The sequence below is a fragment of the Paenibacillus methanolicus genome (assembly GCF_008124765.1).
Taxonomy (GTDB): domain Bacteria; phylum Bacillota; class Bacilli; order Paenibacillales; family Paenibacillaceae; genus Paenibacillus_Z; species Paenibacillus_Z methanolicus.
The window spans coordinates 323129-344104 of the sequence record NZ_VNHS01000007.1 but is presented as its reverse complement, the minus strand read 5'-3'; the positions used below and the strand labels follow the sequence as shown (position 1 = coordinate 344104).

The 20976-nt window shown below is 49.5% G+C and carries 22 protein-coding genes and 3 pseudogenes; 4 read left to right on the top strand and 21 right to left on the bottom strand.

Going from position 1 to position 20976, the window contains the following annotated elements; genetic code table 11:
- Positions 1–6: 6 nt before the first annotated feature.
- From BCM02_RS19830 to BCM02_RS19790, 9 genes and pseudogenes are all read right to left on the bottom strand, one after another.
- Positions 7–468 (bottom strand): GNAT family N-acetyltransferase, encoded by a 462-nt coding sequence (locus tag BCM02_RS19830; protein ID WP_148930852.1) that lies wholly within the window; start codon positions 466–468, stop codon positions 7–9.
- A gap of 44 nt (positions 469–512) precedes the next feature.
- Positions 513–998 (bottom strand): DinB family protein, encoded by a 486-nt coding sequence (locus BCM02_RS19825; protein WP_148930851.1) that lies wholly within the window; start codon positions 996–998, stop codon positions 513–515.
- A 164-nt stretch (positions 999–1162) separates the two neighbouring features.
- On the bottom strand, positions 1163–2215 hold the full coding sequence (locus tag BCM02_RS19820; protein ID WP_148930850.1) for an ankyrin repeat domain-containing protein: 1053 nt from the start codon (positions 2213–2215) through the stop codon (positions 1163–1165).
- 79 nt (positions 2216–2294) lie between these two features.
- Positions 2295–3431, bottom strand: a complete 1137-nt coding sequence (locus BCM02_RS19815) for a serine hydrolase domain-containing protein (RefSeq protein ID WP_148930849.1) — start codon at positions 3429–3431, stop codon at positions 2295–2297.
- Between the two features lie 84 nt (positions 3432–3515).
- Positions 3516–4742, bottom strand: a complete 1227-nt coding sequence (locus tag BCM02_RS19810; RefSeq protein WP_148930848.1) for an epoxide hydrolase family protein — start codon at positions 4740–4742, stop codon at positions 3516–3518.
- Between the two features lie 178 nt (positions 4743–4920).
- On the bottom strand, positions 4921–5370 hold the full coding sequence (locus BCM02_RS19805) for a MarR family winged helix-turn-helix transcriptional regulator (protein ID WP_246183461.1): 450 nt from the start codon (positions 5368–5370) through the stop codon (positions 4921–4923).
- A 216-nt stretch (positions 5371–5586) separates the two neighbouring features.
- Positions 5587–5817, bottom strand: coding sequence for an MmcQ/YjbR family DNA-binding protein (locus BCM02_RS19800; protein WP_246183483.1), 231 nt, complete (start codon positions 5815–5817; stop codon positions 5587–5589).
- A 70-nt stretch (positions 5818–5887) separates the two neighbouring features.
- Positions 5888–6013, bottom strand: a pseudogene (locus BCM02_RS19795) (SDR family oxidoreductase); the annotation flags it as partial.
- Positions 6014–6027: 14 nt separating this feature from the next.
- Entirely contained in the window at positions 6028–6516 is a 489-nt protein-coding gene (locus BCM02_RS19790; protein ID WP_148930846.1) for a MerR family transcriptional regulator, read from the bottom strand.
- 173 nt (positions 6517–6689) lie between these two features.
- On the opposite strand from BCM02_RS19790, the gene BCM02_RS19785 reads away from it, so the two are divergent.
- Positions 6690–7547 carry an SDR family NAD(P)-dependent oxidoreductase gene (locus tag BCM02_RS19785; RefSeq protein ID WP_148930845.1) on the top strand — a complete coding sequence of 286 codons (858 nt, stop codon included), beginning with the start codon at positions 6690–6692 and terminating at the stop codon, positions 7545–7547.
- Between the two features lie 236 nt (positions 7548–7783).
- On the opposite strand, the gene BCM02_RS19780 is transcribed toward BCM02_RS19785, so the two are convergent.
- From BCM02_RS19780 to BCM02_RS36025, 5 genes and pseudogenes are all read right to left on the bottom strand, one after another.
- Complete coding sequence (locus BCM02_RS19780; protein WP_148930844.1) at positions 7784–8287, bottom strand: DUF3600 domain-containing protein; 504 nt, start codon at positions 8285–8287, stop codon at positions 7784–7786.
- Positions 8277–8840: a sigma-70 family RNA polymerase sigma factor gene (locus BCM02_RS19775; RefSeq protein ID WP_148930843.1), complete on the bottom strand. Its 564-nt coding sequence runs from the start codon at positions 8838–8840 to the stop codon at positions 8277–8279. Before BCM02_RS19775 ends, BCM02_RS19780 begins: the two co-directional genes overlap by 11 nt.
- Positions 8841–8973: 133 nt before the next feature.
- Positions 8974–9207 (bottom strand): annotated as a pseudogene (locus tag BCM02_RS19770) (SMI1/KNR4 family protein); the annotation flags it as partial.
- Between the two features lie 39 nt (positions 9208–9246).
- Positions 9247–9408 (bottom strand): annotated as a pseudogene (locus tag BCM02_RS36640) (CHY zinc finger protein); the annotation flags it as partial.
- Between the two features lie 183 nt (positions 9409–9591).
- Positions 9592–10059, bottom strand: a complete 468-nt coding sequence (locus tag BCM02_RS36025; protein WP_246183460.1) for a hypothetical protein — start codon at positions 10057–10059, stop codon at positions 9592–9594.
- 1150 nt (positions 10060–11209) lie between these two features.
- Here BCM02_RS36025 and BCM02_RS19760 point away from each other — a divergent pair.
- Positions 11210–11965 (top strand): hypothetical protein, encoded by a 756-nt coding sequence (locus tag BCM02_RS19760; RefSeq protein ID WP_148930841.1) that lies wholly within the window; start codon positions 11210–11212, stop codon positions 11963–11965.
- Complete coding sequence (locus BCM02_RS19755) at positions 11940–12617, top strand: hypothetical protein (protein ID WP_148930840.1); 678 nt, start codon at positions 11940–11942, stop codon at positions 12615–12617. The genes BCM02_RS19760 and BCM02_RS19755 overlap by 26 nt, the downstream gene beginning before the upstream one ends.
- A gap of 494 nt (positions 12618–13111) precedes the next feature.
- On the opposite strand, the gene BCM02_RS19745 is transcribed toward BCM02_RS19755, so the two are convergent.
- From BCM02_RS19745 to BCM02_RS19720, 6 genes are all read right to left on the bottom strand, one after another.
- Positions 13112–14308 carry a winged helix-turn-helix domain-containing protein gene (locus tag BCM02_RS19745; RefSeq protein ID WP_148930839.1) on the bottom strand — a complete coding sequence of 399 codons (1197 nt, stop codon included), beginning with the start codon at positions 14306–14308 and terminating at the stop codon, positions 13112–13114.
- Between the two features lie 293 nt (positions 14309–14601).
- Positions 14602–14793, bottom strand: a complete 192-nt coding sequence (locus BCM02_RS19740; RefSeq protein ID WP_148930838.1) for a hypothetical protein — start codon at positions 14791–14793, stop codon at positions 14602–14604.
- 66 nt (positions 14794–14859) lie between these two features.
- Positions 14860–15447, bottom strand: coding sequence for a chloramphenicol phosphotransferase CPT family protein (locus BCM02_RS19735; RefSeq protein WP_148930837.1), 588 nt, complete (start codon positions 15445–15447; stop codon positions 14860–14862).
- Between the two features lie 55 nt (positions 15448–15502).
- Entirely contained in the window at positions 15503–15907 is a 405-nt protein-coding gene (locus BCM02_RS19730) for a nuclear transport factor 2 family protein (protein ID WP_148930836.1), read from the bottom strand.
- Between the two features lie 246 nt (positions 15908–16153).
- Positions 16154–16762: a transglutaminase-like domain-containing protein gene (locus BCM02_RS19725; RefSeq protein WP_148930835.1), complete on the bottom strand. Its 609-nt coding sequence runs from the start codon at positions 16760–16762 to the stop codon at positions 16154–16156.
- 155 nt (positions 16763–16917) lie between these two features.
- A complete protein-coding gene (locus BCM02_RS19720) occupies positions 16918–18420 on the bottom strand; it encodes an alpha/beta hydrolase family protein (RefSeq protein ID WP_148930834.1) in 1503 nt (500 codons plus the stop codon).
- A 310-nt stretch (positions 18421–18730) separates the two neighbouring features.
- On the opposite strand from BCM02_RS19720, the gene BCM02_RS19715 reads away from it, so the two are divergent.
- Positions 18731–20026, top strand: coding sequence for an Imm51 family immunity protein (locus tag BCM02_RS19715; RefSeq protein WP_148930833.1), 1296 nt, complete (start codon positions 18731–18733; stop codon positions 20024–20026).
- A gap of 91 nt (positions 20027–20117) precedes the next feature.
- Here the strand turns inward: BCM02_RS19715 and BCM02_RS19710 are convergent, their stop codons facing one another.
- Positions 20118–20486, bottom strand: coding sequence for a DoxX family protein (locus BCM02_RS19710; RefSeq protein ID WP_246183459.1), 369 nt, complete (start codon positions 20484–20486; stop codon positions 20118–20120).
- Positions 20487–20976: the final 490 nt, after the last annotated feature.

Below are 20976 nucleotides of genomic sequence, written 5' to 3'. Positions count from 1 at the left end.
TGTCCACTATATTTTCTTATACACATATGCTCTGAAGCCTGTAAAACCTTGCTTGTCATAAAAACGCTTTGCGCTTTCATTATTCGCCCAGTAGTCCAGCTCAATCGTGTCGATTTCTTCAGCCTTTGCCAAATCATAAATGTAGTTCATCAGGTGCGATCCGCATCCGCTGCGCTTTCGCTTCTCTGCGATGCTCAGCTGGTGGACAAATACCGATTTGCGCTGCTTAATGAAAGCCCCTTGAGAATAAGTCTTTATTTCTATCCAAGCATAGCCTATAGGTTCGTCCTTATCCTCTAGTAGAAGGAAAATGAATTGCTCGTTCTGCACGTAACGTTCAAAGGCATCCCTCATTGCCGCAAAGCTATATGCCTCAAAATAATCCGGATACAAGGAAACATGTAAATCGTGAATAGGCTTATTTAGGTTTGCGAGCAGGTCGAAATCCGTGGTTCGACTAATTTTCATCAAATGCCTCCAGCCGCTTTAATCCAACATGCTCCCAAATAAACCTAACCGAACTCCCTGTTCGAAGGCCAAGACCCTTGAAGTTTGCGGAGGAGAACGATCTGCCCGGTATGGTAGGAATCGTGCATGGCGAGCGTTAGCACTTGGCCGCCAATCGGAAAATGCGGCATGGGACGATCCAATTCTTCATCTTGAAGTTCCTTCAGACAACCTTGAATATCTTGATGAACCTGAATCAATCTCGCGACCGCCTGTTCCCAGATCGGTTCGCCGCCTTCGGCAAAGGTAGCATCGTTCGAAGTTGGTTCGGGCGATTCCAACCCTCGTAAACTTTGCAGCAATTTCTCTTTATAAAAGAGTAGATGGGTTGCGATCTCGCGAATGGTGTTCGATGCTCCGATCTCGGGGCGCCAATCCGCCTGACCTTCTTCAAGTCCTTCCAAAGCTTTCATTAGCGGTGGATTCCAGCCTTCCTGCTGAAACGCGAACTCCAAACTGTGCATTAAAATGTCCTGCCGGCTTAGTTTCATACGCCTCTTTCCCACCTCTCGTTATCATGCCAATTCCGTTCGCAGTGACTTCAACTATGGCTCGCTATGACCGTTCAATCATACCACATATTGGAACTTATCTACCTGTTGCTTCTATGACCAAAAGCAGCCGATCGTTTGGCCGGCTGCTGTCATTGTAAACACTATTTATACAACTCATCGATCGGCTGGCCATCCAACACATGACTTACAACGACCGGCAACTTTTTCATCAGTTTGCTCCACTTTATGCCTTCAAAGACGAAAAGCTCTTGATGTTCGACATCGAAGCTGCCCAGACATTTTTGATCCGGTATCCAAATGATGAACCCGGTGCCGCCATAGCCTTCAACTTCCTTCGTGACGTCTAGAAATATCCTGCCCTGCCACTCGATCGGCTTCACGTCAAAGATCGTTTCAAACTCGACGTATGCTGCAACGCTTGTCTCGGGTAGATCAATTCTTCGATTTTCAGTACCTAGCCATTTTATGATGTCCGTCGGCATGCCCATCTTTTTGAGCGCTTGTGCACGTTGATCTGCTTCATGCCAGATAGGCGGTTCAAACTGCTTAATATATTCCATCATCTCTTTATTCTTGTTCTGCTTTGCCTCAAGAAATGCGCGGTTGCCGTACTTATCTCTTATCGTGACATCAGCACCGTGCGCGATTAAGTATTTTACGATTTCAAAATGATTTATGGATGCGGCCATTTGCACGGGTGTCGTGCAATATGGAAACACTTGATCCGCACCGTTAAAATTAACATCCGCGCCATGTTCTACTAAAAGTTTGACGATGCCAAAGTGCCCGCCCCATGCTGCATCTCTTAGCGCTTTTCCTCCAACCTCGCTGACGTCAATGCCCATTTCCACAAGAGCGGTTGCGCCGGATAGGTTCTTGAATGCGATCGCGCGGCTTAGCGCGGAGTGGCCGACATGGTTAATCGCGTTGATATTAGCGCCTTTTTGAAGCAGGTACTCGAATAGCGCGCGCTTACCGCGAGCTGCGCTTACCATTGCAGGATTAGCCTTATCATTAATGTCCGCGCCATGTTCTATGAGAAGTTTTGCAATCTCATATTGTCCATAATCAAAAGCATAATCCAGGGCGTAATCATTGATGCCGATCTTTACGTTAGGATCAAATCCATCCTCTAATAAACGACGTACAGATTCAATCTTACCTTCTTTAATGATCTGCTTTAATTGTTCCATATTGACCCTTTCAACAATGGATTAGATCCCAAACCCGAACGATGGCATGGTCCGGATCCGCGGGTTTCTGTCGGCTGTATTATTTCAGACAGGCGTAAACGATATTTTTTAGCCGAGGATGTACGTAAGGCTCCTGATTGTTCACCAGATGCTGCGCGTACATGACGGTCAACTGCGACTCGAGATCCATGATCGCGAAGCTGCCGGCCGCACCGCTCCAGCCGAATTCGCCGAGCGGGGACAGGGAGCCGCTGCCTGCTTGGGAGATATGGGTTCTGACGCCAAGCCCAAAGCCGTACCCGGCGTGATGCGCCCAGTTGTAGTCGCTACGCGTAAGCTCGGTCAGATGGTCGCATCGCATGAGATCGACGCTGGCAGCCGACAAGATGCGCACGCCTTCCGGACTAGTGCCGCGATTGGTCAGCGTGTTCGGGAACCGCGAATAATCGCTTACGGTTGACAGCAGGCCAGCCCCGCCGCTCTCGAATTCCGTGCCGATGCGATACCAATCCCCGTCCATAGGAACGGTTTTGCCGAGCGCATCATCGTATTGGTATTGCGGAACGAGACGGCTGCGCTGTGCTTCTGATAAATCGAAGCCGGTATCGCGCATGCCAAGCGGCCCGGTAATCTCTGCGCGCACGTACGCGCTGAATCTCCTTCCGTCGACCTCCTCCGCAAGTGCCGCGAGGACGTCATGACAAAGACTGTAGTTCCACCGGGTACCAGGCTCGAACAGCAGCGGCTCCTTGGCGAGCGCCATCGCAAATTCGCGGGTCGGCAGCCGGCCATTCGTGCGTTCCACGGCCTCCCGTATGGAAGGCGCCGCAAGGTCGTAGGAGAAACCAGCCGTCATCGTGAACAGGTCGCGAACCGTGATCGGGCGTTCCGCCAATTCCGTTGCGAAACTATCGTCCATCTGCTTCTTACGCACCTCCATTTCGGCGAACTCCGGCAGATAGGCGGAGAGCGGATCGCCGAGCAGAATCGTTCCCTTTTCAACCAGTTGAAGCGCGGCCGTGCACGTCAATATTTTCGTAAGCGAATAGAGATAGATCATCGGGTCCTCTTCGATTGGGGTCTTCGCTTCCAGATCGGCGAAGCCGGCCCGGTAGCGAAACACCGTCTCATTGCGATGCATGACGAGCAATTCCGCCCACGGAATGCGCCAGGCAGTAATGCGGTCGATAAAACGGGACAGCGGCGTGAAGTCCATAGTTTTCCATCCTCTACTAAAAATCTCCCTTTCATTATTGTACAGGGAGGCCGTTCCTGCAAACCGGTTAAGGGAAGCCTTCGATTATCGGGTTCCACGAAAAGTGCGGCGCATGTCTTCCACCCATTCCTGCGGAATCTCCCAAGGAATGAAATGTCCGCCCTGTTCATGAACCGTGATGTTGACATGGTTGTACCAAGGTGCCCGATCGCTGTCCAGAAAATGCCGTACGCGTGCGTCGGTCGTAATGCCCGGCGGATTCTCATAACCGACGAACGTGATCCCGGTTGGCGCTTCGATAACCGGCCAGCGGTCATGGACGGGTGTCCACGGATAACGGTTATTGTTGGCATATACGCGCATGGAGGTTTCAATGGTGTTGGTCACCCAGTAGATCGTCGCGTGCGTCAGCAGATCGTCCTTTGAAAAAACATCCTCGAGCTTTCCGTTGTTATTGCTCCATCTGGCCCAACGTTCCAATATCCACGCTAGCATGCCGACAGGCGAGTCGCTCAAACCGTAGGCCAGCGTGCCGGGATCGAGGGTATGGACGGCAAGATGGGAGGCAAACCGGCGGTCCAGTTCAAAAATTTGGGTTCGGATACTTTCGGGCAGATTGTCCGGAAGGGGGCGGCCGCCGGTGAGATCCCAGGCACGTTCCCCGTTGAACAAACTTAGTTTTTGCGCGGAACCGATATGGATGGCATAGAGTTCATCCGGATACTTATGTCCGAGCTGACCGGTTACGAGCGCCCCGACATCACAGCCTGCCGCGGCATATTTGGAATAGCCGAGAATATCCGTCATGAGCGTGTGCCACAGATCGGCGATTTTCCAAAAGTTCATATCAGGGTGGTTAGGAAGTGGCGAGGAGAAGCCGAATCCCGGGAGTGACGGTACGATAACGTCAAAGGCCTCGGTTGGTTCGCCTCCGAAGGCAGCGGGGTCGGCCAGCGGCTCGATGACTTTAGACCAATGCCAGAACGTCCACGGCCAGCCATGGGAAAGGATTAAGGGGATTGGGTTTGGACCCTTGCCAGGTTTACGCATGAAGTGCACAGGTACACCGTTGACGTCCACGTGATAATGTTCGTAGGCGTTTATTGCTCTTTCGGCTTTTCGCCAATCGAAACGGTGTATCCACACCTCGACCAAGCCTTCCAGATAATTTCGATTCACGCCGTAAAACCAATCCTCATTGCCGGCATCAAGGGGCCATCTGGTCGATTGGAGCCGATTGCGCAGATCAGCCAGCACTTCATCCGGCACGAAAATTGGCCGGGGCTTAAGCGGGAAAGGGGCGTTAGCCATAAAGAAAATTCCTCCTTAAGAAAACAAGTTGAGGAGATTATATAATTAATTTATATAAATGTCTAATATAAATTAACATGCTTAGTCGTATGGTTCATCGCCCCGAATGTAGAACAAGGCAAGCGAATGCTTGCCTTGTTCGAAAAAAGTGTCTTTGGGGGCATGCCCATTCCCTTGATTACATGGAATAATTCCCAATTTCGGCAAGATGCCTCAGGGCAGGGATTGCCTCAGCAATAGCCGTCTTCTCCTCCGGCGTAAGTCGTTCGAACAACTTCGAAAGGTGAGCTATGCGTTCCGAGCGTCGCGAATCAATTATTTTTGCGCCCTCCTCGGTGATATGCACAAGCACTACCCGACCGTCGCTCGGATCTGGTCGGCGCTCAACCAGCCCGTCCCGTTCCAGCCGGGTAACCAGCTGCGTGATTGCCGATTGCGTGATTTGTTCTGTAGCCGTCAGCTCCGTTAACCGCATAGGGCTCTTGCGCGATAAGGTGTGAAGAACAGAAAGCGTAGTGAAACTTAGCTTCTCAATGGATGGCAGCCGAATAATAATCCTCGTCAGTTCCTCGAATGCCATAGCGAAATCGGTCAAGTTGATATCGTTAACATGGTCATTAGGTTTCATACCACAAATCATATCACAAACTTATATAAATGACCGTATGGATGCATATCACAAGGGCCGCCCACCGCATAAAATGACTATAAGCTCATGATAACTTCCCTCCAGGTGCCTCTTGTTAGAATCAATAGATACGTTCCGATCATTGGAGGAGCAGCTGCGGTGGAAAAACTGCTCCCTGCATCGTTTAACTATCGTCAACCGCTAGTCCAATAGTGATCATAGTATCTGCCCTGTTTTTAACTTGGGTTTTGTTAGCCGGAAGCTATGTTGCACCATTTCATAAACATCTTGCTCTTGCATATCTCCATCTAAATAAATAGTATTCCAATGCATCTTGTTCATATGGTAACCTGGTTTAACATCTGTAAAGATGCCGCGTAGGAAGTCGGCTTTGCTTGGATCACACTTGAGGTTTAAACAGAGATGACCACTATGGTCGAATACCATCGCAACCATGTATTGGAAGTGTTCCGTCATTCAGAGGAGTGCTTATGATCATATATACATCCTACGATTGTTATTGCGCTGTCCAACCGCCATCTACTAGCAGCAATGTGCCCGTTACCAGATCAGAAGCAGGAGAGACCAAGTAAATCACCGCTCCAGCCACATCAGTTGGGCCCATTTGCCAATATACAGATTGATTTGCGTATGTGGCTACTTGCCCGCTTTGGACGTTCCGGTAAAATAGCTCATCTCGACCGGTGAGGCAAGCTTTGGCTTCGGTTCGCCCCTCCCATTCTCCGACAAGCCGTCTAGACCTTCATCCGAGCAGTCCTGTCGATATCTCCCATCCTCTAACTTCATGTCGATAAAATCGACAACCTGCTGCAGCGAGGCGATTTGGCTGACGATCGTACTCCGATGGCTCCTTAAGCGTTCCACCAGCTCGGGATATTCAGCGGGATCGGCATCGGCGGAGACCGCCAAAAAAGGCCGCATTTCCTCTAGCGGCATCCCTGTTTTTTTGAGGCATGCAATCAGCTTGATCGTATCGACGTCCTCCCGCCGGTAGACGCGGTGCCCGTTGTCCTTCCGCTCTGCACGAGGCAGCAGCGCGATCTTCTCGTAATAACGGATGGTATCCTCCGTAATGCCGGTTTGATCGGCGGTTTGTTTGATCGTAAAGGATTGCGCTTCCTTCATCTTGTTCCCTCCGCAGATTGTTTTTAGCATTATATATCTTGGAGCTGACTTCAAGTCAAGTCTCTTCTCTTTTTGAGGGAAACGCTGATCTTGCGCCTTGACTTGGAGTCGACTTCAAGTTGTAGCATGTGCTCTACCAAGGCCATTATTGGGTTATCAGGAGGAGAGGCACAATGAACAAGTATCCGCGTGAACATATCGCATTCATTACAGGCGCAAGCGCCGGGATCGGATTGGAATTAACCCGGAAATTGCTGGCGGAGGACTGGCAGGTCATTGCTTTGAACCGCTCGGACTTTCCGGCGGACGATAGGAGCATCCATGATGCGGTCAAGCGTGGATCGCTGCGAATTTATAAAACCGATGATCTCTCCGATTATGCCAGCTTGAGACGGACTTTGGAAGCGATCAAAAGCAAGGAGCAGCGGATTGATATATTGTTCAATAACGCCGGAGGTTCCTTCCCCAAGCTGAGCTACTCGAAACAAGGACGCGAGATGCATTATGAGCTGTTAACGGTCGTTCCGTATATTATTCTGACCGAGTTGACGGCACTTCTAAAAATGGGGCACTTAAAAACGGTGGTCAATACCTCGTCATCCGCGTTTAAATTTACGAAAGAGTTTACGATCGACATTTTGGAACGTCCCAAGTCCTTCCGCAAGTTGATTGGTCCTTACGCCACCTCGAAGCTGGCTCTCTCGCTTTGGACGCAGGCCATCGCGTCGCAGCTTGCCAAGGAAGGCATCATGATCCGAAGCGTCGACCCCGGTGGCAACAATACTCTGCGCAGAGGGAAACAATCCGGACTCCCCCTCCTGGTGGCAGTCCTAATGAAGCTCTTTTTCTCGCCGCCGACTCACGGCGCCAACAAGCTGTATGAAGGTGCTCTCGGGGAACACCGCGCGAAGACCGGCGTGTTCTTGCTGAAGGGTCAGGTTACGGACTTAAAATTCAAAGACCAAGCGCTGAACGTTCTGGATCGCATTCAAGCGATATATGAACACGAATTTGTGCCGCCTAAATCTTAACCTTACGCTGGGTACTACCTCAGCTCAAGGCGAAACCGCTGGCGCCGTCTTTTAGCGGCGACGCGCGTTTCGTTCCGGAAAAGCGGATTAGTTTGCGTTCACAATCCGAGGATTGTGAATGCAGCATTCAGCGATAGTGAAATACGAGATGACTGATATGCGGTGAAACATATCAATTCTTGTATTTCGAGAAAAAGGGACCCGCTCCAGATCGGATGGGTCCCTGCTTCATTGGCTTACGGTTTGACGGTTCCGTTAATCTTCTCGAAGTACGGGGCTAATCTCGAGGCGAGCTGCTCGAACTGCTGCCGCTCTTCTTCGGTCAACTTATCCTCATGCACGACCCCGTTCACATCGGTGATCTTCAGCTTTAATTTCATCAACTGTTTGCTCAGCTCCGTATATTCCTTAAATTCGTCTTCCGTTAGCTTGCCTTTTGCCGCTTGAAGAAACTCTTCTATTTCTCGGTAATCTTCGTCTGTACCACCGTGCTGTTTAATGGTCGCAGAAGATCCGAATATGTCATCGGCCAGATAGGATGCGCCAAAAGCGGCGGACGGAATTAGGATTGCTGCAGCGGCAATGCCGGCCAGGATGCGTTTTTTCATGGGAGATCGACCTCTCTTTTCTTTTACATAGCGCTGATAGGACTGTCGGACGCGTCCATGCAATTCGGGTGGGCAGTGCATCGAATCTGCTGCCTGACGCAGCTCTTCGCGCAATTCCTTCTCAATGGACATACACGTCTCCTCCCGTCATTTCGGAACGTTTCCGGAGTTCTTTCAGTGCCGCATGATGCCTGGATTTCACGGTGCCAACGGGGATCTGCAGCATGTCTGCGATTTCTTCCAGCGCATAGTCGTGAAAATAGCGCAGGATGACGACCACGCGAAGTTTGTACGATAACTGGCGGACAAGGCTCAACAAGTCATGCTGCATTTCGGACTTCAGGACAGCTTTGTCCGTCCGCTCGAACGGTTCCCAAGCCATCTGGCGGTTCCGTTCAAAAAGGCGAATTCGCCGCCAAGCCTTTCTTTTCCAATCCTGGACCTGCCGTACAATGATCACGTGCAGCCAATACCGGAACGGCCGGTTTGGGTCGTACGCGTGGAACGACCGCCACATGCGCATATAAATTTCATTCACGATATCCTCGATGTCCTGTTTGTTGTAGACGAGAAAAGCAACCGTCCGATAGACGTCTTGGCGCGTCGCCTCATAGACAAGCTGAAAGGCCGACTCGTCGCCCAGCGTTGCTTTTTCAAGCCACGGAACTAACTCTTTATCATTCATGGGGGGCCCCTCCCTGACGTGTTACAACCCTTAATTCGCTCTCTCGGGGAAAAAGGTTCAGTACGAGAATAAACTTTTTTCGAACAAAGTTGCCGTTCGCTCAACATAAAAAGCCGATCATCCTGATCGGCTAATAAAACACTTGTCCAACGACGCCGGCATCAGACGGGTCGGTATCGATACAGAGATAGTCTCCGCCGCCATTGCTTGCGATTGGAATCCACTTCGAATTCCAAAGGCAGGGCTTTATTTCGTGATCGATCTCCTCCGCCTCTAGTTCATCGGGGTCGAATTCCTCCTGCAGGAAAGTCCAGGTCCGGATGATGTCCGAAATCGGGGAAAGCGTCAAACTTCGAACAAAACCGCTACTCCCTATACGCCAATCCTCTTTCGTGCGCGACCTCGGCCATGGCTTCGGCGGATGATCCGCTGCTTCCAAATGGCATTCGTAGCATGGATAGTAGCGGTCGCAGCAGCCGAATTGGAGCGCGATAATGTCGCGTTCGGAATGATAATGCTTGCACCTCGTCGACGACCGAGCCGTATACGTTGGGCTGTATTGCGTAATCCCTGGCGGCGTTGAAAAAAGGGAGCAGCGCCGTGGCGATCTTCTCCCTGGTTGGATTAAACTACCGCAAATGAGGTTCCCGTTCAGTTAGGTCTGTTGCCATTAAACCACTCTCTTTGTGATCGAAGGTGACTTCTATTGAATTTTGCCATTTCAATCGATAGATATTGTAAATATCCTCCTCTATGCGATCTGCATAATAACAAGGTGTGCGGAATCTGACCGTGTTCCTCCAGCTAATGGAGTGATGGTGAGCGCCGTGGAATTACCAGCAGGATTTCGAACCGTGAGTATTGAATTGATGGCCGTTGTTTGCACAAGCGCCATTCCTACTATTTGAGAAGTTCCTGTTGCACGCCCGACCACCGTATAGGCTAGGTCAGCGCCATTTAGCGTTAATATCAATTGCCCCGCTTCGTTTACATTTACCTGAAACAAAACCTGATAGACGCCAATTACAGCCAAATTAAATGAGCTCGCAGTTATACGGGTAATTGCCGTCCCGCTAATTAGACCATCTTGCGGAAAACTTACGTCCGTGTTGGGCGCAACAGTTGCTGCATTATCAGGAGGCATCAAAGCAAAAAAATCTGCAAAGCCTAAAATTCCGCCTGCTGGCCCTGCAGGTCCTGCCGGTCCAGCTGGTCCCACTGCTCCAGCTGGTCCAGCAGGTCCCGTCAGTCCGGTCGCGCCAATTGCTCCTGCAAGTCCTGCGATTCCTTGAGGTCCAAGCGCTCCTGCAATTCCTTGGGGTCCAAGTGCCCCAATCGCTCCTAGAAGTCCCGCTGCCCCTTGAGGTCCAAGCGCTCCTGCGATTCCTTGAGGTCCAAGTGCGCCAATCGCTCCTACAAGTCCCGCTAGTCCTTGAGGCCCAAGTGCCCCTGCGATCCCTTGAGGCCCAAGTGCGCCAATCGCTCCTACAAGCCCCGCTGCTCCTTGAGGTCCAAGCGCTCCTGCAAGTCCTTCGGGTCCAAGTGCGCCAATCGCTCCTACAAGCCCTGCAGCTCCTTGGGGCCCAAGCGCTCCCGCAAGTCCTTCCGGCCCAAGTGCGCCAATTGCTCCCACAAGCCCAGTTAGCCCTTGGGGTCCAAGTGCTCCAGCAAGTCCCTGAGGTCCGGCTTCTGCAATTGCTCCCGCAAGTCCTCGAAGTAATTGCCGTCCTTTAGGGGGAGGACACTTTTTATAAATGATCTTCTTAATAACCCGAACACGACGCTTCTTTTTTTTTCCTTTTGGATGACACACAATTATGGTTTTCTGTTTACACCGTTTTTTTATATCGGGACAACTCAACAACGACACCTCCCTATAAGATGGTTCAGTGTACGTGAGTCGTTTTTATTAAGCATGGACTAATAGCTTGGCATCGGCTAGACTAAAAACTATTTTTAGAAAAATGGGTTTATGATAGGGATAGCGTTTTATCACGAAACCCCACACTCTTTCAATTGTGATGACATATTTTAATATTTATGCAAGTCTACCTTCATGCAGAGGGCAAGATAGTTTAATCATTCTCCATAAATATCTTGTCATTGTTCAAGTTCCGTTCAAGGCTGCCATCAATACTAATTAAGCCAGCGACTACAATGACAAAAGGAACAGTTACACAGGCAAATTGCCCTAAAGCTGTTCGAGAGCGCGTAACGAGCCCCTTCTACTTACCCGCTTTACGGCTTTAATAGTATATTCGCACACTAAGCGATTGATCCCGTTGGGGCCACGTCGTACTATGCGACAAATTCTTCCAGAAGCGCGTTAGTAGGACAGAGCACACGTGTTCAAAAAGGGGAGGTAGCGAATGACCCGATTCAAATCGGACAAGCTGGCTGCAATAGGGTTAAGTGCCTTGTTGGCCATTAGCCTGTTTCTTCCGCAAAGCGGTTCTCTTGTAGCGGCGACTGACGGGGAGCCCGCTCAAGTCGTGGTTCCGGCAGCGAAGAGGAGCGCCACCGCTTCGCCATCATTTCCTGCGGATATGGAATTAGCCTTAAAACAAGCGGAGCGGCTCTTGTATAATCAGAAGCCATTCCCGGATTGGGCAGCCGTTGGTTTTGCGAAGAATGGACACGCTTTGCCGGATGGGTTTAAGGAAGCGAAAGCAGACCTGATCCTTCACAACCGCGGCGAATTCGACAAGCTGACCGATCTGACGCGTACAACGATTGCCTACGCCGCGGCAGGCGGAAGCAGCATTAACGATATCGCCGGCATCGATCTGTATACGAAGGCGATGAATCACCCGGCCATGACCGAAGAAGGGATGACAGGGCTTGTATCCGCCTATGTCGTGTCCACGCTCTACCAATGGTTTTCGCCTTTCGCCAGAACGGCGTGGTACTCGGACAGGTTGCTCTCTCGCATCCAATCGGAGCAGCTATCTACTGGCAGTTGGCCTGATAAAGGCAGCAAGAAAGGCAGTGTTACATCGAACGCATTGGCGTTAATCGCTCTATCTCCCCAGCAGTCAGAGTTCGTACGCATCGGCGGGGAATCGGTTATGGATCATCATCGACGGCGCGATTCACTATTTGAAACATGCAGGTATCGCCTATGAGACGAAGACAGATTCTTCAGGTCAGCAGGTCATGACCTCGATTGCCGGAATTAAAGCCGGGCAATATGGAGGCCAAGGTAGCTGGCGGTCCGCCGTCTATGGCCGATTCGGCAGTTGGATGTGCGAAGAAAACGCGGCCGGCCGGCTCTATATCGAGGAGGGCGGCACGCTGCTGCTCTACTACGGCAACGATAAAACCGAGCTGATAGATCAAATTGAAAAGGAATGGATATATAACGGGCAGACTGTTAGTGGACGACCATCCGCCCATACGCCATTCAAGCTGACGGTTAGGAAGTCGAATCCGGCGATAGGCGGATTACTCGCTTCCGGCATAACGGTGACCATCGACGGCAAGAAGAAAGTAACCGATGCCAAAGGGGTAACCGCCTGGAACGGTCTGGCCCCCGGCGTTCATGTCGTAACCATGACCGGATACCGAAACGGCACCGTGCCTGCGGCAGCCAAACGGCTGTATTATTTAACCGTATCCGCACCTGAGCGAGCTTCCTTTCAGGATCGGGCGCAGGTAGCCGATTGGGCGACGGACGGAATGTCGAATGCGCTTTGGCACGGATTGATTCAAGGGGTGAGCGCGCAAAGCAGCATTCTGGCGCCAAAAAAGCGCTGGCGCGCGCAGAATTCGCGATGATGCTGCTTCGTCTCGTGCATGGTGCTACATAAGACGAATGGCAAATCGCCTTTCCAAGACGTTCCGACCGGCAAATGGTACAGCGGCGCAATCGTCCAAGGCTACATCGGCACCTCTATCCTGAGGCATATTTGGACTAGCGGAATTTTAAATCCAACTTTTATGCTAGAAGCAAAAAGACAGCTGCGCGTCATTCTTATGATCAACTTAACCGAATCCTTCGCTTTGGCAGCAAATCTGTATTTTGCTACTATCGTCTCCAGATCGTTCAATGACCAAGCTTCTCTGTGATACGGCTCACCGCGTTGTCAGTTAGCTTACACGAAATACGGCCTAACAATTTATTCATGAAGCAGAACCGTGTACCCCCCCGTCCATAAAGGCATTATTCCGACAAACCCAATAAATCGAGCGGGTCCGAATGAGAAAATCAATAGCGAGAGTATGCCCAGCCCCACAATGATCCGAAACCCGCGCTCAAAACCGAGCTGGAACTATCCGTTCATCGACGCTATCGAAATCGTCTCGCATCCGTTGAATAATGCAAAATTCTCGAAGCAATTGTGCAACGCTGTTCGCAATTGCTTTGTCGGCTTTATGTCGTTCTCGTACCAGACGTTCTTAACAACGAGCGTCCCGGCTTTACGCTCCGCGATTACCTCGGCTCGTCCGATGAAGCTTTCTCCGTATAGGAGAGGCAACACATAATAGCCGAATTTCCGTTTGATTGCAGGCGTGTAAATCTCCCAGGTGTAATCGAATCCAAACAATTCATTGATCAGTTTTCGGTCCCATAGGAAATTATCGAGCGGAGCAATCAGCTCGCAACGCCATTTCGGCGCGGGGTTTTGCAGAACGGCTTCGATCAGCGGCAAGTCCTCCGCGCGGCAATAAAGAATATCCTTCATTTGTTCCACGGCAACAGCAACTATGCGAGCCTCGTGCAACAGTTGGCGGAAAACCTCGTTGCGCTGCTCCGCTTTCAATCCCCATATGTTCAGCCAGGCATCGGATGCGCGATTCCATAAAAGGCCAACCGCGCCGATTCGACGCAGTACCCGCCACTTGTGATGCTCCAGCTCGCTCTCCAGGGGCTCCGGCGCATTCAGCAGATTGGGCTGTATGTACTTCTCGGCGATATCATAATATTTACGCGTTCCTTTTTTGTGATGGATAATCAACTCGCCTGTCGAGTACATCTGCTCCAGCACCGACCGGGATGCATTGTTGCCGCCGCTCCAGTGGATGGCCGATTGCCACGCGAAATTTCCATCCAATTTAAGATCATCCGAACTTAGCACACCGTGATTTTGGATGTGAGCTCGTACTTGTTCGATCAACGCTTCCATTTCGGGATAGCGCTTGGCATGCTGCCTCGCGGCCTCCCTATACCGTTCAAAATACGGCCAGTCCTCGACAGGGATAATGGCCAAATTCTTGTCGGGATAATCGACAAGGATTCTATCTTGATACAGCAACTCGGCGAGCATGTCCTTGGTAAATCCTTTGATTCGCGACTGCAGCACCAGTTCGGCGTTTTTTCCGCAAACATCGATGGGATCGTATTGAATGCAGCCGACCTGCCGCGCAAAATCCAATATGCCCTGCTTTCCGGTAAAACGATATTCGCCCAACAACCCGTGCTTCATTAGCAGAAATTGCCGTGCCTGGCGGTTCGTCAATTGGATCATATCCACATCGGCTCCTTAACGAAACAAATGGGAGCCGCGTGCCCATAATGATGGATAGCGAGCGTAACCGAAAATGGCTCTTCTTCAATGAGTTCAACCACGCCTATTCCCCCTATTCGTTGGAGAACACAAAAAACAAACACACGTTCCCGTAAAATATTACCATTAACTCGAGCATAATAACAAGAGCTAGTCCATGCTGCCCGTTAACGCAATGAAGCTGCCGATCGCCGCGGCAGCTTCATCTAAGTCGTATCGAGCTATTGTTCGCCGATAGCTTCGTTACCTCTCGGTCATTTCTTGCTCGGTAACCTTTTGTAAATATCGAATATATCCATCACCGTTTCCTTCATGACGGGGTCTCCGCCAGTTCCAATGCCATGTATTGCCGTATCGAGCCTGGCGTAGATGATTAGCAGCAGACTTCTTGCTTCTGATTCATCTAATTGGCTAAGTCTCTCTTTCACCCTTTCAATTTCTAACAATGACAAACCTCCTCTGAAGGCTGGCTGCCGATGTGGCTTTATTCAACCCACGTCCCTTTAGCGCTTCTAAGAAACACTAACATTTCTTTTACTTAATTTCTTAAATCCTTCGTATTCCTTGTTGGACTTTATAAAACTCAATATCTTTTCGGCACATTCTATCGGATTCATCTCTTCCGTATTTACTTCGAGGTCATATTCACCATTGCCATATACTTTGCTAAACTGTGAAGCTGCAAGTCCAATGTGTCTATCTCCTCTTGCTTGCTCTCTTCTATTGAGTTCTTCTTTCGAGCATAGTACCCCTATAAATAAAGTAGGCTGATCGAAAAATAGATCATGACACTCGTTGAACCACTTGTCATTCTCGATTACAGTATCTACGATTACATTCAAACCCATTTCCGAAAACAATTTAATTGTCGAATAGTACAATGATAATAAAGGATCGAACATTATTCGTGCGATCACTTGCTCATCTAATTCCCTTGCCGGTTCAATATCTGAAAATTTATTGTTAAAAAAATCCTTGATAAAATCATCTACTGATAAATGGTGAAAAAGAATCTCTTTCTGATTCATCAGTTCCCTAGATATACTAGTCTTCCCTGAACTTGAAGTTCCGTTCATCAACACAATGATTCCTTGCTTCAAACGAATCACCCTCACATCTACGATTGCGTATCTATCTTTCAGATAAGCAACGTTTTTATGAATTAAACGCTTTTTCGAGCGCGGCCGTATCTTCGAAGATTTGAAAAAACTTTATCTTCCCTTGATCTACTTCGCAAACCATTGCCCAATCACTATCGAATACTTTTCCGGTTACGTTGACCTTGATTCGGAATTCCCCCCATGCACACGCCGCTTCCTGATTACCGATGAGTTTATGTAGAGTAAACCGCTCTATTTGTTCTGTTTCCTCTAAGAGGTTTAAATATTTTCTAACACCTTCTTTACCATAAAATGTACCGTATAAAGGGACTTTATCGGAGGGCTCTTTTTTTAGAATAATAAATTTCGCTTCATCATGAATCAATTCGATCACGCTATCAATCTGCTTGCTTCCTAATGCTTGAAAATAACTTGTTAGCACCTGTTGAGCACTTAGCATGTTCAATGAATCTCCTTTCAGAATAGGCATAAGCATCACAATCCAATATTAACATATTTCCCCAGTGTCCTGCCCTTCTAGATGACCTACTGCATGGCCGCAAACATCCAAAACATGCCGTAACCTAAACCCCATAGGCTTATCTCGTCACCACGGTATCCTGCACTTAGCCCAATGAAGAAGGCAGCCGATCGACTGGCCGGCTGCCGCTGTGTCTTGATTCAAGTTTCTCGGGGAATGGAGTAATCACAACTGATCAGGCAGACCATGCAAATACATTTTTATACAGTCGATGTTCTGTTTTAAAGCTTGGGTCGTCCTAGCATTCGGAATGCTATAAATGGTCAGATAATCCGCCTCGTCATAATCTTTGCGGATCGGAAAGGCAAGTTTTTCTTCATGCAATGAAAACTCTGCGTGGATTCCAGGTTTATTGCCTCGTGCGTCCAAGCGGATCCATGCATCTAACTTCTGTATATAAACAGCGTTTAAAGCATGAATACAATAACCCGTATCTGGAGTGTCCCCTACCGTCAATCGCTGATAACAGAAGCCAGACGGTATGCCTGCACCTCGTAATATTGCACACAAAAGATTAGCTTTTGCATAGCAAATACCTTCCTTATAAACCAATGTTTCCGAAGCGGAACAAGTAATTCTAGAACTTTGGATATCCCAGGAATGATGAATTTCATCACGGACAAATTCATAGGATCGTTTAATTAAATCTTCTTGGTTCTGCGATGATGCTACCAGCTTGGAAATCAATTCCGCAATCAACGGGTGATTATAATCGATCTCGTCTGTCTGGGTTAAATATTCTTTTATGTCTAGTGATTCACAGCTTAAATTCATCTATTTCGGTTCCTCCTCACCTCATTGTATTTGTATAATTATGCACCTTGATGTTATATAATTCAATCCATTTCTCCTTGTCTTTCCACCTCAACGAGCAAAGAGCAGCTGCCTCGTCGGCAAACTGCTCCTAGACGATTCTGAAATAGCGGATGTTATTGTAACGAGTTTACGAACTTCGCCTCCGGAAAGCGGCTATCCGGTCCTGTCATTAAGCTTCCGCCTTGATTTTTCAGATACAGATCGAAGAAATCCAGCATATAGGCATTAACAACGGAGCTCGCTCTTTCGGGCGCTATCGTTCCTGTAACGCCAAGCAGGTTGAAGATCGGAGAAATGTACTGAACGTCGGTAAAATTCAAATGCTCCGTATGCTCGATATAAAGGACTTGTCCCCCTTCGTCGACCGCTTCGCGCATCCGTTCAAGTTCCAACTTTTTATCTTCCGCTACTTGATCCTCCCACTCTCTTGTTGAACCCTTACGGTTAAGCTCTTCATCCGTGTAGACCCGGTTATCCATCACCCTTTTTAATTGTTCGGAATAGCTTTCCGAGTTGATGAACAAGAATGGTTTTCGCAGCCCCTCTCTGTCACGCAGTCGATAAAGCCCTCCATCCAGGTCGATTCCAACCGCGATTCGCGGATCGTAAGCAGCGTCATAGGCCGTCGCTCCCCCGATGGAATGACCGAACACCCCGACATGACCGAGATCCATCCTCCCTTTTAGATCGCTTGGAATCTGCCCCGATTGGAGAAGCTCGAATTGGTCCAGCGCAAACGCCACGTCGTCGGTTAGAATTTTTCCCAACTTGTCGCGATTTCCTCTACTCGTCGGGTAATCATCGCTGGGCGAGAATACGTCGTCGGTGGTGCTGATCGTGATTCGCCCGTCCGGAAACTTGGTTGCAAACGTATTGTAGGTGTGGTCGATCACGGCCACGATATAGCCATGACTCGCGAGATTTTCGGCTTGCGACGTGTGGAGGAACCTGGAAGAGCCGTTGCCGGGATTCGCAAGGATCAGCGGGTATGAAGTCTGTGCCGAATTGACTTCGGCCCCCGAATAAGAATGACTGGATACGTACTTCAGGTGTTGAAAAGTAAAACCGGGGAGGCCATAGTCCGCGGCCATATAACGTAAAATCGGGGTATCGGGAATCATGGGAGCGTACTTGCCGGTGCCGGCTTGAGCCGGGTACCATACCTGAACCATCAATTCTCGCTTCCCGTCTTTGGTTTCGCCGAAGATCTCTTCCTTATTCGGATCCACGAAATGAAAAGTCTGCGTTCCTACCTTAAATTCGCCTGTCGGTTCAGGTAGTTTAAACACAGGAAATGCATACATGACACCCGCGGTTACGACCAGCATGACGGCTATTGCGGTATAAGCTAAACCCAACAGGAATCGCGGGATTTTGGGGAGGCCGGTTTTCTTAAAATAGCTATAACCTGATAGGGCTAAAAACAGGATCGTTATGCCATAAGGGAAAGCCAGCTGAACTCTGTATCCTTCCACCGTCCAATGCATGACCAGTACAAGCATGGCGATCCCGCTTGCAACGAATACCGGAATTCTACGCCGTCCTTTTTTGAATACGACTGTACATGCTAACAAGCCGATGTTGGACAACACAAGCAACAGTTCAAACAGTCTCATCTCGATTCTCCTTTTTAAACATCTCTATTTTCGTTTGTTCCCATCTTATCCTGCCAGGCTGGCCCAAGCGATCGATTTGCCTTACATCCACCTTGCAAGTTTGTAAGATTATGACTTAGCGCGCAACCATGAAAAAACAGCCGTTCCACATGGACGGCTGCCATTAAAAGCTTATTACATCGACGAAGTCAAACACGATCGCGCTTTCATTTTTCATTCCTCATGGGCGAAGGTAAACATTCCCATTCAAAGTCTTCTCTCTGGTAAAATAGAGAAAATCATAGTTTCGCTTGGGAGGCTGATGGCAACGATGGAACAAGAGCTTCGCGCACAGATCATGCAGTGGCATGAGGATAACGAACACCAGCAGATCGTAGACGCTTTGCTGAAGATTCCTCCAGCAGACAGGGATTACGACATGATCGGCAGCATAGGTCGAGCTTATAACAATCTAAGTTTGTATGAACAAGCACTGGAACAGTTTGCTGGCATTGCGGAGCAGGGAAACAATGATCCGTTGTGGTATTTTCGAGTAGGCTATGCCTATTATCATTTGAAGCGGTATGAGGAAGCGGCAGGCGTGCTAAGCACCGCGCTGGAACTGGATCCCGGCGATCGGCATGCAGCCTGGTTGCTCGACCGGAGCCGCAGAAAATGGCAAAAACAACAGAAGGCTGACTCCCGGCGCACACGCGACAAACCGCATAAAGACCCTGGAGCAATCCCTTTCGAAGGGATGGATCTCGACCGTTTCTGGGAAGACAGTCCCTATGCCAGCGAACATTATGTCTCTGATCCGCCTACGGAGGAGCTGATAGCTTCCGTAGAAGAAGAACTCGGCTATAAACTGCCAGCAGCCTACATCGCTCTGATGAAGCATCAGAACGGGGGCGTTCCCCGCTATACCTCTTTTCCGACAGATGAACCTACTTCTTGGGCTGACGATCACATCGCGATAACGGGCATTATGGGAATCGGACGCGACAAAAGCTATTCTGTCTGCGGCGATCTCGGCAGTCCGTTTATGATTGAAGAGTGGGGCTATCCGGATATCGGCGTGGTCATCTGCGACTGCCCTTCGGCAGGGCACGATGTCGTAATGCTGGATTACCGTCACTGCGGGAAGGACGGCGAACCCGAAGTCATCCATGTCGATCAGGAGGACGATTACGAGATTACCTTCCTGGCGCCGGACTTCGAGACGTTCATCCGCGGTCTGGTGATGGATGAGGATGACAGCATGCCCGAGGCGTTGGCCGATGAAGGAGAACCGAACGATTTGGCCCCTTTCATCCTCGTGGAACAGCATGATGGCGGCAAATCTGTCATTCTGACGGTCGGCAGCTATTTGGCCAAGCTATTCGACAGCCGGGCGGACGAGGGGTTCGAAGGCAGCGGTTATGATTGGGCAGCACTGGCGGCGGTGTTCTTGCATGAGCGGATGCCGGAGCTCGCAGACACGATCCGTTTGGACCCGGAAGCAGATATGTTCTGTGCCTACTCGACGAACGGAGCCGCTGTAGAACAATTCGCACGGGCGTTCAAATCTGCCTGCGAGGATGAGGCGCTTATTCACGATCTATTCACTCGCGCCGAGCTGGACTGAGCTGCGTGATCAGAAGAATCGCCGCGGCGGCGCCCATGACTTGAACAATAAAATCTTAAGGCGCCGCTAGCGGCATTCGAATCTTGATACCCTACTGAGCTTTTAGTTTACGACTTGGTGGACGTAGTGCCCAAGATACGATAATCAGTACAAGAAATATCAATGGTGATACAATCTGAACGATGCTGTCCCCTGCATAGGCATGAGATGCCGAAGCGGCGAATAGGTCAATGACAAAGCCCGCATAAGCCCATTCTTTCAGGCGTGGAAAGCGCGGTATGACGATTGCGACAGAACCTAGGATTCTTCCAATCCCGAGAAACGTTAACATGTAGACCGGATAACCAAGATGCTTCATTTCCTCTACTTGGTGCTCTCCCTGCATGATGAAAAGAATACCGCCGATCAATAAAAGTCCTGCAGCTAATATGGTGCTTATCCAGTATGTGGTTGTTTTCATGGTTTCTCCTGTCATTAACCGATTATGATGTTTATAGTCGATTCCATATCGGTTCTCAAGAATGCTTTTGCCTCTTCATTTCCTGTTAGCTGAAGCAAAACCGGCTCTTCCGTGTTGCTTGCAATGACCGTGAACGTTAGAAATGGGCAGCATTTGCGCTCCATGCTTACCCATTCATGGATAAGCCTCAGCGTTTCCGCGTCTCCTGGGAAGCCATATTGGTACCCGGTTTCAAGCTCTGTGATGCCGAGCCTTCTTGTTTCCAGCGCTCCCCAAATGTTTTTATACTCCACGCGCTGTTCAGTCGTAAAAACGCTGTGACAGCAAGCCACCGGTATTTTTTTTCATATCTCATTACGCTCCTTTCGTCTTACAGGAATTGCAGCCGCATCCTGTGGTCATTGTCATGCAAGAGGATCCGGTTGTTTTACGTCTTTGATAGATTACGATGCCTACTACGATGAATAGAAGCGCGATACCCGCTATAACG

Coding starts and splice junctions, on each gene's coding strand:
- BCM02_RS19710 (WP_246183459.1), bottom strand. CDS start 20,486: ATGAAAACAACCACATACTGGATAAGCACCATATTAGCTGCAGGACTT.
- BCM02_RS19810 (WP_148930848.1), bottom strand. CDS start 4,742: ATGGCTAACGCCCCTTTCCCGCTTAAGCCCCGGCCAATTTTCGTGCCG.
- BCM02_RS19760 (WP_148930841.1), top strand. CDS start 11,210: ATGACCCGATTCAAATCGGACAAGCTGGCTGCAATAGGGTTAAGTGCC.
- BCM02_RS19805 (WP_246183461.1), bottom strand. CDS start 5,370: ATGAAACCTAATGACCATGTTAACGATATCAACTTGACCGATTTCGCT.
- BCM02_RS19820 (WP_148930850.1), bottom strand. CDS start 2,215: ATGGAACAATTAAAGCAGATCATTAAAGAAGGTAAGATTGAATCTGTA.
- BCM02_RS19800 (WP_246183483.1), bottom strand. CDS start 5,817: ATGGTATTCGACCATAGTGGTCATCTCTGTTTAAACCTCAAGTGTGAT.
- BCM02_RS19780 (WP_148930844.1), bottom strand. CDS start 8,287: ATGTCCATTGAGAAGGAATTGCGCGAAGAGCTGCGTCAGGCAGCAGAT.
- BCM02_RS19825 (WP_148930851.1), bottom strand. CDS start 998: ATGAAACTAAGCCGGCAGGACATTTTAATGCACAGTTTGGAGTTCGCG.
- BCM02_RS19785 (WP_148930845.1), top strand. CDS start 6,690: ATGAACAAGTATCCGCGTGAACATATCGCATTCATTACAGGCGCAAGC.
- BCM02_RS19720 (WP_148930834.1), bottom strand. CDS start 18,420: ATGAGACTGTTTGAACTGTTGCTTGTGTTGTCCAACATCGGCTTGTTA.
- BCM02_RS19730 (WP_148930836.1), bottom strand. CDS start 15,907: ATGCTAAGTGCTCAACAGGTGCTAACAAGTTATTTTCAAGCATTAGGA.
- BCM02_RS19745 (WP_148930839.1), bottom strand. CDS start 14,308: ATGATCCAATTGACGAACCGCCAGGCACGGCAATTTCTGCTAATGAAG.
- BCM02_RS19830 (WP_148930852.1), bottom strand. CDS start 468: ATGAAAATTAGTCGAACCACGGATTTCGACCTGCTCGCAAACCTAAAT.
- BCM02_RS19775 (WP_148930843.1), bottom strand. CDS start 8,840: ATGAATGATAAAGAGTTAGTTCCGTGGCTTGAAAAAGCAACGCTGGGC.
- BCM02_RS19790 (WP_148930846.1), bottom strand. CDS start 6,516: ATGAAGGAAGCGCAATCCTTTACGATCAAACAAACCGCCGATCAAACC.
- BCM02_RS19715 (WP_148930833.1), top strand. CDS start 18,731: ATGGAACAAGAGCTTCGCGCACAGATCATGCAGTGGCATGAGGATAAC.
- BCM02_RS19815 (WP_148930849.1), bottom strand. CDS start 3,431: ATGGACTTCACGCCGCTGTCCCGTTTTATCGACCGCATTACTGCCTGG.
- BCM02_RS19725 (WP_148930835.1), bottom strand. CDS start 16,762: ATGAATTTAAGCTGTGAATCACTAGACATAAAAGAATATTTAACCCAG.